The 14,965-nt window shown below is 36.4% G+C and carries 6 protein-coding genes and 1 other RNA gene; 4 read left to right on the top strand and 3 right to left on the bottom strand.

All coding sequences use genetic code 11. The annotated features are described in order from the left end of the window. The first annotated feature begins 7 nt into the window (after positions 1-7). A complete protein-coding gene (mfd, locus tag HNS40_RS06640; RefSeq protein WP_216663702.1) occupies positions 8-3,364 on the top strand; it encodes a transcription-repair coupling factor in 3,357 nt (1,118 codons plus the stop codon). Between the two features lie 17 nt (positions 3,365-3,381). Here the strand turns inward: mfd and HNS40_RS06635 are convergent, their stop codons facing one another. Continuing rightward, positions 3,382-4,575 carry an aspartate aminotransferase family protein gene (locus tag HNS40_RS06635; protein ID WP_172278944.1) on the bottom strand — a complete coding sequence of 398 codons (1,194 nt, stop codon included), beginning with the start codon at positions 4,573-4,575 and terminating at the stop codon, positions 3,382-3,384. A gap of 162 nt (positions 4,576-4,737) precedes the next feature. Between HNS40_RS06635 and HNS40_RS06630 the strand changes: the two genes are divergently transcribed. Further along, a complete protein-coding gene (locus HNS40_RS06630; protein WP_172278942.1) occupies positions 4,738-5,541 on the top strand; it encodes a DUF1338 domain-containing protein in 804 nt (267 codons plus the stop codon). A 54-nt stretch (positions 5,542-5,595) separates the two neighbouring features. On the opposite strand, the gene rnpB is transcribed toward HNS40_RS06630, so the two are convergent. Both rnpB and HNS40_RS06620 read right to left on the bottom strand, forming a co-directional pair. Beyond that, positions 5,596-5,984, bottom strand: an RNA gene (gene rnpB, locus HNS40_RS06625) — RNase P RNA component class A. Positions 5,985-6,207: 223 nt separating this feature from the next. Further along, positions 6,208-7,272, bottom strand: a complete 1,065-nt coding sequence (locus HNS40_RS06620) for a DUF2027 domain-containing protein (protein ID WP_172278940.1) — start codon at positions 7,270-7,272, stop codon at positions 6,208-6,210. Between the two features lie 174 nt (positions 7,273-7,446). Between HNS40_RS06620 and HNS40_RS06615 the strand changes: the two genes are divergently transcribed. Then, entirely contained in the window at positions 7,447-7,803 is a 357-nt protein-coding gene (locus HNS40_RS06615; RefSeq protein WP_172278938.1) for a DUF4907 domain-containing protein, read from the top strand. 13 nt (positions 7,804-7,816) lie between these two features. Next, the gene (locus HNS40_RS06610) at positions 7,817-14,914 is read left to right on the top strand and encodes an immunoglobulin domain-containing protein (protein ID WP_172278936.1); all 7,098 of its coding nucleotides are present in this window, start codon (positions 7,817-7,819) and stop codon (positions 14,912-14,914) included. Positions 14,915-14,965 lie beyond the last annotated feature (51 nt).

The raw sequence follows: 14,965 nt of genomic DNA, 5'->3' as shown, positions 1-14,965 counted from the left end.
ATTAGGTTTGAAGATAAACGATTTACTTTCCCGTTATCAGTCTGAAAAGACTCAGCAATTTCTGCAATTATTTGATAATCAAGAACAGATTGGCTTAAAAGGCTTGTCGGGATCTGCATTGTCATTATATGTGGCTTCTGTATTTCAGCAGCGAAAAGGATTTCACCTTTTGGTGATGCCCGATAAAGAAACAGCAGCTTATTTATATAATGATTTAGAAAATCTATTAGAGGATGTAGGTGTAGATTATCCTCGTAAGAAAGTGATGTTTTATCCTTCGGCCTATAAGCGACCTTATGAAACCGATCATCCTGATAGCGCGAACCTGCTATCCAGAACAGAGGTGATAGCCAGAAACAATTCGGGTACTAAGGATTTGATTTTATTGAGTTTTCCTGAAGCTTTATCTGAGAAAATTGTTTCTAAGAAATATGTTACTGATAATACTTTAATGATTCGTCAGGATGATGAATTGGAGCAAGATGCTTTGTTGGAGAGGCTGGTGAATATGGGATTCTCTAGAGTCGATTTTGTGGTAGAGCCGGGTCAGTTTGCACTTAGAGGAGGTTTAATGGATATATTCTCCTATGCCTATGACCATCCCTATAGAATTGAGTTTTTTGGGGATGAAGTGGAGTCTATTCGTACTTTTGAGCCAGCCAGTCAGTTGAGTGTGAAAAAGCTGAAAACAGCAAAGATTCTTCCAAATCTTCAACGCCAGGAAATTGTAGAGAAAAGAAATTCTTTCTTCAAACTCATGCCAAAGGATTGTAATGTTTGGATTCAGAATCAGGATTTCATAAAAGAGAAACTGAAGAAAGGTTATGAAAATGCCATAAAACACTACGAAGAATTGAGTGGCGAAATCAAACATCTACATCCAGAAGAAATGTTTATCAGTGGAGAAAGTTTCGCTGATGACATCCTCAATTATAAAATCATTTATACCCATGCCAAATCCAATCAGAAGATAGATATTCAATTTAATACCCAGCCTCAGCCTAATTTCAATAAGCAGTTTGATTTGCTCTTGGGTAATATTCAAGAAAATGAGAATAATGGTTTAAAGACTATCATTGTAAGTGAATCTGAGAAACAGCTGACTCGATTGGAACAGATTTTTGAGGATTTAAGACCAGATACTGAAGATAAAATCTACCAAGGGATTTTAGTTGGATTGCATCAAGGATTTATAGATGAAGATAATGGATTAGTAATTTATACTGATCATCAGATATTTGATCGCTACCAACGATTTCGTTTGCGTGAAGGCTTTGGAGGAAAAGAAGCCGTTAGCTTAAAGGAATTATATGATTTGCAAAAAGGCGATTATGTTACTCATATCGATCATGGAGTTGGGCGTTTCGATGGTTTGCAAAAGATTGTGAATGATGGAAAAACCCAAGAAGTCATCAGAATTATATACAAAAATGAAGACTTACTCTATGTAAATATCCATTCTTTACATCGGATATCAAAGTATAGTGGCAAAGACGGAACAGCTCCTGTGCTTCATAAAATAGGTTCACCAGCTTGGAAAGTAGTTAAGGCTAAAACCAAGAAAAAGGTAAAGGATATAGCTGAGGAGCTGATCAAACTCTATGCAGAGCGAAAAGCAAAACCTGGATTCGGATTTACCCCAGATACTTATTTACAAACAGAATTGGAAGCCTCATTTATTTATGAAGACACTCCAGATCAGGTGAAAACAACCCTTGCGGTAAAAGAAGACATGGAAGCCGAAAACCCAATGGATAGATTGGTCTGCGGAGATGTGGGTTTTGGGAAAACAGAAATAGCTATTAGAGCTGCTTTTAAAGCAGTAGCAGATAGTAAACAGGTGGCTGTTTTGGTACCCACAACTATTTTGGCCTACCAGCACTATAAAACTTTTTTGGCGCGATTAAAAGATTTCCCTTGCAGAGTAGAGTATATAAGCCGGTACCGTCCTCGCAAACAAGTCACACAAGTTCTGAAAGATACCAAAGAAGGTAAAGTTGATATATTGATTGGAACTCATAAGTTGGTTGGAAAAGATATTGTATTTAAAGACTTAGGGCTTCTAGTTGTTGATGAAGAGCAAAAGTTTGGGGTTTCCATTAAAGAAAAGCTCAAACAATTTAAAGTGAATGTGGATACCCTCACACTTACTGCAACTCCAATTCCTCGTACACTACAGTTTTCACTAATGGGAGCCAGGGACATGAGTGTGATTAATACGCCTCCTCCAAATCGCCAACCTGTATTAACCGAAGTCCGATCTTTTTCTGAGGAGATCATAAGAGATGCAATACACTATGAAGTAAGTAGGAGGGGACAAGTCTTCTTCGTCCACAATAGAGTTCAGAATATTCAGGAAGTAGCAGGTATGATTCAGAAGTTTGTTCCTGATGTGAAGATTGCTATAGTTCATGGGCAGATGGAGGGAGCAAAGATTGAGAAAACCATGCTCGATTTCATTGAAGGAGATTATGATGTTTTATTAGCGACCAAAATCATTGAATCTGGATTGGACATTCCAAATGTGAATACCATCATTATTAATGAAGCCAATCATTATGGATTAAGCGAATTACACCAAATGCGTGGACGTGTAGGCAGGAGTAATAAGAAAGCTTTCTGCTATCTTTTAGCACCACCAGACATGGCTCTAACTGATGATGCTAGAAAGCGTTTGAGAGCCATTGAAGAATTTTCAACTCTAGGTTCTGGATTTAATATTGCCATGCGAGATTTAGATATTCGTGGAGCTGGGAATATTCTTGGTGGAGAACAGTCAGGGTTTATTTCTGATATAGGCTTTGAAATGTACCAGAAGATTCTCGATGAAGCCTTAAAGGAACTTAAGGATTCTAAATTTCAAGAATTGAGTAAAAATGAAACCCCATCGGATTATGTTTCTGAATGCCAACTCGATACTGACTTAAATGCTTTGATACCTGATGATTATGTGGAGAATGTGGCGGAAAGATTATCTCTTTATAAAGAATTATCGCAAGTTGATACAGAAGAAAAGCTAATTAAGTTTGGTGGATCCTTAGAGGATCGCTTCGGATCATTGCCTGAAGCAGTAGAAAGTTTACTCCAGTCTATGAGATTGAAATGGTTGGGTAAGGATTTAGGTTTTGAGCAAGTCAGGTTAAAAGGAGGATATCTCTATGCCTATTTTATCAGCAATCAGGATAGTCAGTTTTTCTCAGGTCCTTATTTTGGAATGATGATTCAGCATATTCAAAGCAATACGAGTTGCAAAATGAGAGAGAAAAATGGTAAGCTGAGTTTGATGTTCAAAAATGTGAAAACCATTAAAGCTGCCTTAATGATTCTTGAGGATTTAAAACAGCAATTAGCTGTGGAAGCCTAAGAAGTTTGGAGAATTACTTAATTGATTTGGTTTAAGCTTTTAATTAATGTGTTTATAATTTCTTGTATTTCTTCTTTAGATATGGTAAGGGGAGGAGCAATTCTAAAGGAGGTTCTGTTGAATAAAAACTGGTCAACAATTAATCTGTTTTCCCACAATACCTTCATCGCTTCTTTACCGAGTTCATTGGAGCCTAAATCTACAGCCAGCATAAGGCCCTTTTGTCTTACTTCTTTTACTAAAGGATGTGCCTGCAGGGCCTCAACAAAAAGCTGAGCTTTTTCTTCAGCTTGTTCGCAGAGCTTTTCGTCTAAAATAACCTCAAGACTTGCTTTCGCAGCTGCACAACTCACCGGATGACCACCAAAAGTAGTAATATGTCCTAAGTTGGGCTTTGACTGTAATTGATTCATCATTTCTTTAGAGGCCACAAAAGCTCCAATAGGCATTCCTCCACCCATCCCTTTGGCAAGGGTCAGTATGTCTGGAATAAAATTGAAATTTTCGAAACTAAATAATTTTCCAGTCCTTCCAAACCCCATTTGAATATCGTCTAATATTAATAAGGCGCCGACCTCTTTACATCTTATCTCAATGGCTTTGAGGTACCCTTCTTTTGGTAGAATGATTCCTGCTTCTGCTTGAATTGATTCGATAACAACTGCTGCAGTTTTTTTTGTGATTTCAGAAATTAGGCTTTCATTATTGAATTCCAAGAATTTGATATCTGGTAGTAGGGGACGAAAGGCGTATTTCATTTCTTCATTTCCCAATAGGCTTAAAGCACCATGAGTTCCGCCATGGTAAGCATCTTTAAAGGCGATGATTTCGCTTCTTCCGGTCACCCTTTTGGCTAGCTTCATGGCACCTTCATTGGCTTCTGAGCCAGAGTTAACAAAGAAAACAGAATCTAAAGAAGAGGGGAGCTGTTCGCTAATGAGTCCTGCTAATTGTACTTGTGGAGATTGGATAAACTCTCCATAAACCATCAGGTGCATATAGGTGTCCACTTGCTCTTTTATGGCTTCTACTACTTTCGGGTTTCTATGCCCAACATTACTTACGGAAACACCAGAAACTAAATCCACCCATTTGTTTCCTTTATCGTCTATTAAATATATTCCTTCTGCTTTTACTACTTCAATAGCCTCTGGTACAAAAGCTGGTGTAGCCAAGTTTTGATAGTATAATTGCCTGTTTGTTAATTGCATGATGTATTCTCTATATTTTGATGTTCTATAAACAGAGAATATAAACTATATTCCCAATTTTCAGCAAAAATAGTTTTTCTAATCATAAATTATATCTAATAATTCAATTTTAATTGTTTCGAACCTTTGAATGGCTAATTTTGTAAAAAAAACAAAATCATTATGACAAGCTATAAGGAGATATTTGAGAATCTTTGGAAAGATTATATCAAACAAAATCCAGAAACAAAGAAAATATACGACCTTTTTATTACTGAAGGAGAAACTGTAATTAACGATCATATTGCATTTCGTACTTTCGATCATCCCAAAGTGAATATTGACGTTTTAGCCAAGCCCTTTTTAGATGCAGGTTATAAAGAAAATGGCACTTATCATTTCGAAGCCAAAAAGCTAATAGCCCATCACTATGAGCATAAAACAGATAAAGATGCTCCCAAAGTATTTATCAGTGCATTGCAGCCACAATATTTTAGTGTATTTGCTCAAAAAGCCATTGCAGAGACTATAGGTCGAATTCCAGAAGGTTTTGCTAAAGATGCCAGTTTCTTATGGGGAGGCAGTCCATGGGGAAAACCAAATTACAATACCTATTTAAAACTTCAAGAGGAGTCTGAATATGCAGCATGGTTGTATGTTTATGGTTATAGAGCCAATCATTTTACGGTGAACATCAATGCCTTAAAAAACCATACTGATATCTATGAGCTCAATCAGTTTTTGAGAGATAAAGGCTTTGCTATATTAGAGGTAGGAGGAGAGGTGAAAGGAACGCCAGAACAGTTATTGGAGCAATCGAGTATACGAGCAGGAAAGATCGCTGTCGAGTTTGAAGATGGTCCAAGAGAAATTCCATCATGCTTCTATGAATTCGCCAAACGTTATGAAGATGCTCATGGAGTGCTTTACACTGGTTTTATCGCCAAATCAGCCGATAAAATTTTTGAAAGTACCGATAATAAATAGGGTCGTCGACCCTGAAAGCAAAAAAAACTCCCAATCAAACGATTGGGAGTTTTAAATAAAAGCTCTCCTATAAGCGGGGTTCTGTTTCCGTCCTAAGACGGAGTCTATCATTTATCTAGGGTATTAATTGCTCAATACCTCTATCAACCTACCCTCCGGATTTGGCCGGGCAGACCTCCCTTTCCGACGCGCGAAAAATCTCCGGTTTATTTGGTCTTTCAACCCATAAGGTTTACATCGAGCTATAGTCGCCTATAGCAAGCGTAGGCTCTTACCCCACGGTTTCACCCTTACCCTGACATCGAGATGCCATGGCGGTTTACTTTCTGCTGCACTTTCTGTTCTCGATAAATCGAGCCCTTCCCGTTAAGAAGTATGGTGCCCTGTGTTGCCCCGACTTTCCTCGTCAATCCTAAAATTGCCGCGATAGATCAGAGAGCTTTATATTTTTAAGAACTTTTTCGTTGAGCGAAGTTGAAGCCTTGATTTCAATATCTAAGCATCGGTCTTCTATCTTCAGTCTACTGGTAAATCGATAAGTTCAGTCACCTTCTATAAAACTTATTTTTATTTGATACCTGTTGTTCAGTATCTAACTTTTACTTTCTCACTTCTCACTTCTCACTTCTCACTTCCGTCTTCTAACTCTGTCATCCAACTTCCAACCTACTTATAATGAATATGAACTTCAATAGCTCCATATCCATATCTTTGGAAGCTAGCATCTCTTACTTCTATCTCTTCATAACCCCTCAACTCGTCCTTTAGTTTCTTCTTAAGGCTACCATTACCTATACCGTGAATATAAATAATTTTCACATATTGGTGTTGCATGGCATCCTCTAGAGTTTTATTAAAATGCATCAATTGTTCATCAAGTATCTCTTGAGGTTTCATATCTCTAAAATCATCAGATAATGCTGAAATATGTAAATCAACTTCAGCTTCTAATGGAGCATACTTATATTTTTGTATCAATGATTTTTGTTGCTTTACAATAGCTTTTGGTGATTCTTCTATTTTAAGATCTTTAAGCTCATCACTATTTTTACTTATCATTTGCTGATAATCCATAGTAATTAATTCTACAACCATGGCATTGGCATCTAATAAATCAATATTCTTGAAATTATTCTCTTGATAGAATTTGGCTCCTTTAATGCTGAAGCTTTTGTTCAATGGTGAAATTAACTTTTCAGATTTGTCTTTGATGAATAGCACTTGAAGCTGACCTTTAAGCCATTCGTTAATATCTTCTCTGTCAATAGTATCTATAAGGAATTTATTATGAGGACCTAGTACATCATATTCTTGGTTGATAAATGCATTGTCTCTTAATAGGTTAAGACTGAATACGATATCATACTCACTATGGTTCATTAAGTAAATATCTATCAAGCCAGTCATTAGCCACCTTTGGTCTTGTGGAACAAAAGCGAGATAAATTCCTTTCTTTAAATCAAGGCTCTGACGCTTGAATAATTCTGATGAAATATGACTTGGGTTTTGATTATCACCTTCTTTAGCCTCTGGTTTATTTCCAAAGTCTTCATCAAAAAACTGACTGGCTGTTCCTTGATCATCTACTTTCAATAATTCAGTAGTAGAATAGGGGATGTTAAAGCCATCTTGAATACTTACTTCTACCATGGATGGGCTAATTACTTTTGTAATGAATCCTCCGCCTTCTTCGTTTAGAAACTTTACTTTATCACCTAAATTATAAGCCATTTTTTTTGTTTTAATGAGTGTGCAAATTTCGCATAATTTATTTAATTACAAGCCTTATTTTTTGTGCATTTCCAGAATAAAAATATGTTTTCTTTTCTAAAGTTTTTTTGTAGATTTGACAAGTTAATGGCGCCTTTTATGTAAGTAAGTGCTATTTAAAGTTAAAATCAATACATGAGACTGTTTTTGAGCATGTTTGCTTTGGGTTTGTTTTTGATTTTGTTATTCTCCTTTAGTCCAATCAGGCTGCTTGGGAATGGCCAAGATTATGGTGGAATTCAAGTGGATTCTTCAGTTTTTGATTTTGTTGTGTTGAAAAATGATACTAACGCATGGTATTATCAGGTTTTAAAAAGTGACAAAATCTTAATTATTCAAAAAAACATCCCAGCAATTACAGGAAACCGAGCATTTGTAGATTCTAGTCAAGCAGCCAAGGTTGCTTCTTTAGTTTTGTCGAAATTGGAGAATGGGGATTTCCCACCAAGTGTTCAGGTATCTGAATTAAAAAGTCTTCAAATTATTTATTAAGTAATCAATATTTATGAAAAATATGTTACTATTTTCATTTCTAAAAAAGTCAATAAACCCAATAGGTTATCGACTTTGGATAGTTTTACTAGGGCTATTCTTCGCTTTCTCAGCTACTTCACAAAACGATTTATGGATTCCAAAAGCCGATTTAGGTGATGGTTCACCGAGCTTGAAAAGAACTGGAGCGGTAAGCTTTACAATTAATGGTAAGGTATACATTGCACTTGGTAAGGCGGGATCAACTTATCATCAGGATTTATGGCAATATGATACTGTTACTGAAGCATGGACGCAGAAAGCTAATTTTGCTGGTGTTGGAAGAATTGGTGCTTTCGCAATGGTAGTGAATAATCAAGCTATTGTTGGTACGGGTGAAGTGGCCGGTGGTTCGAGAACAAATACAGTTTTCAAATATAATGCATTGTCAAATTCATGGTCAGCTATTGCTGCTTTCTCAGGAGGAGCTAGATCTTATGCTTCTGCATTCTCTATTGGAACAAGTGGGTTTGTTGTTGGAGGTGATGATGGTTCTTTTAGAAATGATCTTTGGAAGTATAATTTCAATAATAATACTTGGACTAGTAGGGCTGCCTTTCCGGGCACGGCAAGGATTAAAGCAGTTGCATTTACAATTGGTACCATGGCTTATTATGGAACGGGTGATATTGGAGTGGGGGCATATAGCCAAGATTTCTATTCCTATAATACCAATACTGATATTTGGACTCCATTGGCTGATTTCCCAGGTGGAATAAGAGGTGGAGCTATTGGTTGTAGTAATGGAACCACTGGATATGTAGGATTAGGAAATAATGGGACATACCTTACAGACTTTTGGAGTTTCGATGGAACTAATTGGGATCAGAAAACAGATTTTACTGGCAATGCTAGAGAGCTGGCTGTTGCATCTGCTGTAGGAAATAAAGTATATGTGGGCACCGGTTTTGGGGGAAATGATTATAAAGATTTTTTTCAATGGGATCCATGTGCGATTCCTCAAATTACGGTCCATCCAGTGGGTTTGGATGTCTGTGAAGCCTATGATATTACACTGACAGTTGAGATTGGAAATCCAAGTACTGAAACTTATGAATGGACAAGGAATGGTAGCCCAGTTGGCGGAAATAGTAATATTTTGTCTATCATTGGTGTAACTACAGCAGATAATGGTTCATATATATGTGAAATCACAAATGCATGTGGAACAGCAACATCTGATGCTGCACTATTAAATGTGACAGCTATTCCTGTAAATTCTCCTACAGGCTTGAGTGTGACTCCAGATATGTTATGTCCTGATAATAATTTCGATATAACCTTATCGGCCAATAATAATGGTGTTAATACTGATACTTTGAGATGGTATACCGAAGCTTGTGGGGGAATTTTACTAGGCACAGGTTATCCTGTAAATAACGATTTAATTGTAGCTGCTCCTGATCCATTGGCTGAAACAAAATACTATGCCAGATGGGAGAATCAATGTGGAGTTACAGATTGTGTTTTTGATAGTGTTATGATAAAAGAAATAGCTGTTGAACCAACCACTATAACTACTTCTCTCGATACGATCTGTTTAAGCTTTAGCGATTCTCTATTCCTTTCTGTTGAGGGAGGAGCTGGTGATTCTTTAGTTTGGTATATTGGTGATATTTGTACTAACCCAAATGCTGAAAGGTTAGATACAGGAATGAGAATCGACCTTTTTACACTTGGAAAAATACCTACTCAAACAACTACATACTCTGCTCGATGGGAGTCTTATTGTGGAGGTAGTGACTTTAGTTCTTCTTGTTTGTTAGTTGATGTATATGTGAATGGTGAGTTTTTTATCACTCCTAATCCTCAAAACAAAACAGTTTGTGAAGGAACAGAATCTGTTTTCTTCAGTGTAGATATAGATTCAGGAGAATCTTTAACAGATTTATTTTATCAATGGTATTTTGGAAATAATGCACTTAGTGGCGCTACCTCAGATACCCTTTGGTTAACTGGAGGAATTACACCTGCAGATGATGGATACTATAAGTGCAAGATTTATAATTCATGTGATACTTTAGTTTCTGATAGTGCCAAGTTAACTGTTAACTTGCTTCCTAATATTATTTTAGAACCTAGTGTTTTAGATACGATTTGTGAAGGGGATAGCTTGACTATGCATCTTCAAGTGGAAGGAACTCCTGTTATTCAAAACCAATGGTATTTTAATAATGTGGCTATTTCGGCTATAGATACTTTCTTAACCATTAATCCTGCTTCTTTTGCAAATACAGGAGAATATTATTGTATCACCACTAATGGTTGTGGTAGTGATACCTCTGCTAAAGTTAATATTGAAGTAGATACCATCCCATTTGTGGTCACACAACCCCTCGATCAAATTGTTTGTTTGAATGCAGATGCTGTGTTTGAGGTAATAGCAAATGGAACTTTACCAATCAATTACCAATGGTATAAAATAGACGATGCAGATGTTTCTGTTGTCTTACCTGGAGAAACAGGATCTACTTTTAGTGTTTCCCCTGTTTTGGCAGCGGATACCGCATTTAGTTATTACTGTATGTTGAGTAATGAATGTTCAGATGGCCCAAGTAGTGATACCGTGAGTTTGTCCATGTATAAACAAGTTGTTAAAATGGATAGCATTGTAAGTGATACCAATAATTTGTGTTTAAATTATCCTACTTACATAGAACTTACAGTATATGGTGGTCTTGGTGATTCTATTCGTTGGTTCTCTGGTGCCTGCGATGGAGATTTATTTACAGTTACAGCTGATACTACTTTAGAAATTGGTGCTCCAAGTGAAACGACCACCTTTTATGCCAGATGGGAAACTCCTTGTGGAGTGAGTAACTGTGACTCTCTAACCATCATCATCAAAGAAGATCCCATTATTCCTGATACAACTATTCTTAGTCTCGACACTATATGTTATAATTATAATGATGAATTATTTGTGAAAGCAGAAGGTGGTTATGGTGATTCATTGGTTTGGTATAAAGGTGATATTTGTACTAATCCAGCCGCCGAGTTTATAGTGGCAGGCGATACTCTTGATTTATTTGCACTTGGTCAAATACCCACGGAAACTACTATGTATTCTGTAAGGTATGAAGTTTATTGTGGCCCTGATGAATCTTACTCGGAATGTAAAACATTCACTATTTATGTGGATGGTGAAATTACCATCACTAGACATCCACAGAACAAAAGTGTATGTGAAGGAATTGATTCTGTGATGTTCTTTATAAAAACAGACCAAACTGAAGCATTGACAAGTTCAAGCTATCAATGGTTCCAAAATGATATTGCTCTTGCTAGCGCAACAAATGATACATTAATTGTTTATGATGTTACTCCTGCTGATAGCGGATATTATTATTGCAAAGTTTATCATGCCTGTGATACGCTGGCTTCTGACTCCGCATTTTTAACAGTGAATATGGTTCCAGAAATTATTACGCAACCTATTGTTTTTGATACTATTTGCGAAGGTGATAGTTTGTCTTTCTTTGTGGAAGCTCAAGGTTCTCCAATATTACAATACCAGTGGAATTTCAAAGGTGTACCCACTTCTGACAATGATTCTATTTTTATTATTAATCCAGCGAGCTTCTTAAATACGGGCAACTATTATTGTATAGTTTCTAATGGTTGTAGTTCTGATACATCAGTTACCGTTCATGTTGAAGTAGATACTATACCTTATATTACTACTCAACCCATCGATCAAATTGTTTGCTTAAATGGAACAGCTCAATTCAATACTGAAGCTGAAGGAACATTACCTGTCGCTTATCAGTGGTATAAAATTGATGGAGCTGGAGTTTCTAGTGTGATATCAGGACAAAGTAGTCCAGATTTGGAAATTACACCAGTAACAGTAATAGATACGCTTTACCATTATTATTGCTTAGTGAGCAATGAATGTTATGATGGAATATCAACTGATACAGTGGCTCTAGAGATGTATTCTCAGCTTCAAGTAATGGATAGTATTGTCAGTGATGTTTATAATGTATGCTATAATTATCCTACTTATCTTGAATTTACTGTTCATGGTGGAGTGGGTGATAGCATTCATTGGTTTACTGGTTCATGTGAAGGTCAAGAATATGCTATAACTGTAGACACGACACTTAGTATTGAGGTTCCTGCTGGAACAACAACCTTCTATGCTCGATGGGAGAATTCTTGTGGAGTGAGTGCTTGTGACTCTATAGTTATTACAGTGTCTGAAGACCCTGAAGCTATAGATTATCTAGAGTTTGAAGATAATGGTATTTGTATTAATCAATACGATTCATTGCGACTAACTGCTTATGGTGGTTCTGGTGATAGTATTTACTGGTTCAAAGGCATAGATTCTGAACCATTTGAAATCACGGTGGATACATTTATTTATGAGACTGACATTCCTGCTAATGATAATGTTTACCGTGCACAATGGGTGAATGCTTGTGGAGCCTCTTTCTTAACTCAGGTTTTATTAGATATCAATGATCAAACTTCTATTAGTCTTCAAACTGATGAGGTTAATGTTTGTGAAGGTGAAGAAGCATTCTTATTTGTTATTGCAGATGGTATTGAACCATTTACTTATCAGTGGTTCTATGAGGGTGTTGCAATAGCTGGAGAATCTAATGATACCTTATTTATAGATGCTGTTCTTGAACCTGTTTTAGGAGATTATTATTGCAATATTCATTCTGATTGTGATACTGTGTCTTCAGAGGTAATTGTGGTTAGTATGAAAGAAAACCCAAGGTTTGTAGAGCCTTTACTAAATGATACTGCATTCTGTATTGGAACAAATGCTGAATTGATAGTTCATGTTACTGGTGAGAGTCCATTATTATATCAATGGTTCAGAGATGGCAATAGTCAGGGTGCACCTTTTCTTAATGACAGTATTTTGGCTATTGAACCGGTTTTGGAAACAGCTGATTACTATGTGAAGGTATTTAATGAATGTACTACTACTTATAGTGATACCATTAATCTTAGAGCATTAGAAAATTTAGAAATTACGGAGCATCCACAACATGTAAGTTCTTGTTTATTGGAAACAGTTTCTTTCTCTGTTGAAACTATTTCTACTGAATTTGTTACATATACTTGGTATAAAGATACTAATCCAACAGTAATTGGAACAGAATCAACTCTGGTAATTGCAAATATTGATTTCCCTGATGAAGGACAGTATTACTGTGTAATAGCTGATACTTGCGGAGAGATTACTTCAGATTATGCTATATTAAACATTAACGAGCCTCCTCATATCTTAAATAACCCATATGGAGCTACTGTTTGTGAGGGTACTTTCTTCCAGTTCGAAGTTTTGGCGGAAGGTGATTCATTAAATTATGTATGGTATAAAAATGGTTTTATTGTTCCATCTGAAGAGAATAATATTCTTCCTTTCGACCCAATTATTAGAGGAGATGAAGGTAGTTATACTGTTGATGTAATTAATAATTGCGGTGAGGATCAGTCTGTTCCTGTAGAACTGCTTGTTGACTATTTACCTAATTTATTAGACAGCTTAGTAGCTGTTCCTGATTCAATATGTCCTGAATGTGATTATGATTCTATTCAATTGATTGCTTATGGTGATGGGGGAGGTTATGGAGACTATATTGAGTGGTATGTTGATGAAGTATCCCCTGATAATGTAGTTGGAGTTGGAAGTTCTATAAATGTAGCTCTTCCTACAAGTACTACAAATTACTTTGCATTCTGGATTAATGACTGTGCACCTTCTGGCTCTGGAATAGGCAATGGTGGTACTGGAGGAGGTTCTGGTGATCCATTAATGGTGACTGTTCATTATATTGAATATGCTGAACCACCAACAACCGTAATTGTGAATGTTAATGATTTTTGTATCACTTCTTATGATAGCATCACGTTATCTGGTAGTGGTGGATTTGGAGAACGACTGAACTGGTTTATTATTGATGGTTCAGATGAAACATATATAGGTCATGGAGAAAGTTTAACTGTTGTGCAACCAATAGACACTACCATTTATGCTGCACATTGGACTAATTTCTGTGGTCATTCAGACAGTGTTGTCATTCAAGTGAATGTTGTTCCTCTTCCTGAAGTGTATCTTACTGATGGTGATACCATTTGTTCAGGTCAAGAGTATACTCCAGAGCTTGTTGTAGCTAATTATTATGATTCATTACAATGGTCTACTACTAGTTTAACTGGATATTTTGATACAGCTAATATTATGTACCCAACTTATTATGATCCGGGTTTAATCAATCATGATACCACTAGAGTTTTCTTAATACTAAAAGCATATGGGCAAGCTAATTGTGAGGATGCGATTGATTCAATAGAATTATATCATCATCCAATTCCGTTCTTGACGTATAATCCATTGCTTACTGCAATTTGTCGGGATTCAATTATCACTCTAACAGGAGAAGGTGCTGAAGAATATATATGGAAGCCTATTGATTCTGATGAACCAATTGAAGAAGGTAATCCAATGGTTTTTAGCCCTGATGTTACTACTGATTATTATATTATTGGTACAAGTAGTGAAGGTTGTTTAGATTCTGTTAGCTTTACTATTGATGTTTATGCAACGCCTTTGGTTGATTTGGGAGATTCTTTATTTATGTATTCTTGTGAGCCTGTTCAGTTAGATGCAGGAGGAGGAGATGGCTCTGAATATTATATTTGGAATAATGGATTTAGAACTCGTGCTATTACAGTTTATGAAACTGGAAACTACTCTGTGATTGTAGGTAATCCAGGTTGTGAGGTTAGTGATACGGGCTATGTATCTCTTTGTAATGGTAGAATGTTTATGCCAACAGCTTTTACACCAAATGCTGATGGATTAAACGAGAGATTTAAACCTATTACATCAGATCCTAGTGTGGAATTCCATATGATGATATTTGATAGATTAGGTAAGATGTTATTCGAAACCTATGATATCCATGAAGGTTGGGACGGTGACGTTAATGGTGAAGCTTGTCCAGCTGGAAATTATGTTTGGCGAATAGATTATCAAGGACAAGGAACTTCTGCTCCGGGTAAGAAAGGAAGTGAAGTAGGAACAGTGATGCTGGTTAGATAGCAAAAAAAGCAGGCTACTATGCCTGCTTTTTTTGTCTTGTCTTGTCTTGTC

It is taken from the genome of Lentimicrobium sp. S6 (assembly GCF_013166635.1).
GTDB lineage: Bacteria > Bacteroidota > Bacteroidia > Bacteroidales > UBA12170 > UBA12170.
This window is presented reverse-complemented; position numbering and strand designations above follow the sequence as displayed.

Bases quoted from the DNA above. Each gene is read 5' to 3' on its own strand.
- HNS40_RS06635 (WP_172278944.1), bottom strand. From the start codon at position 4,575: ATGCAATTAACAAACAGGCAATTATACTATCAAAACTTGGCTACACCA.
- HNS40_RS06630 (WP_172278942.1), top strand. From the start codon at position 4,738: ATGACAAGCTATAAGGAGATATTTGAGAATCTTTGGAAAGATTATATC.
- HNS40_RS06620 (WP_172278940.1), bottom strand. From the start codon at position 7,272: ATGGCTTATAATTTAGGTGATAAAGTAAAGTTTCTAAACGAAGAAGGC.
- HNS40_RS06615 (WP_172278938.1), top strand. From the start codon at position 7,447: ATGAGACTGTTTTTGAGCATGTTTGCTTTGGGTTTGTTTTTGATTTTG.
- HNS40_RS06610 (WP_172278936.1), top strand. From the start codon at position 7,817: ATGAAAAATATGTTACTATTTTCATTTCTAAAAAAGTCAATAAACCCA.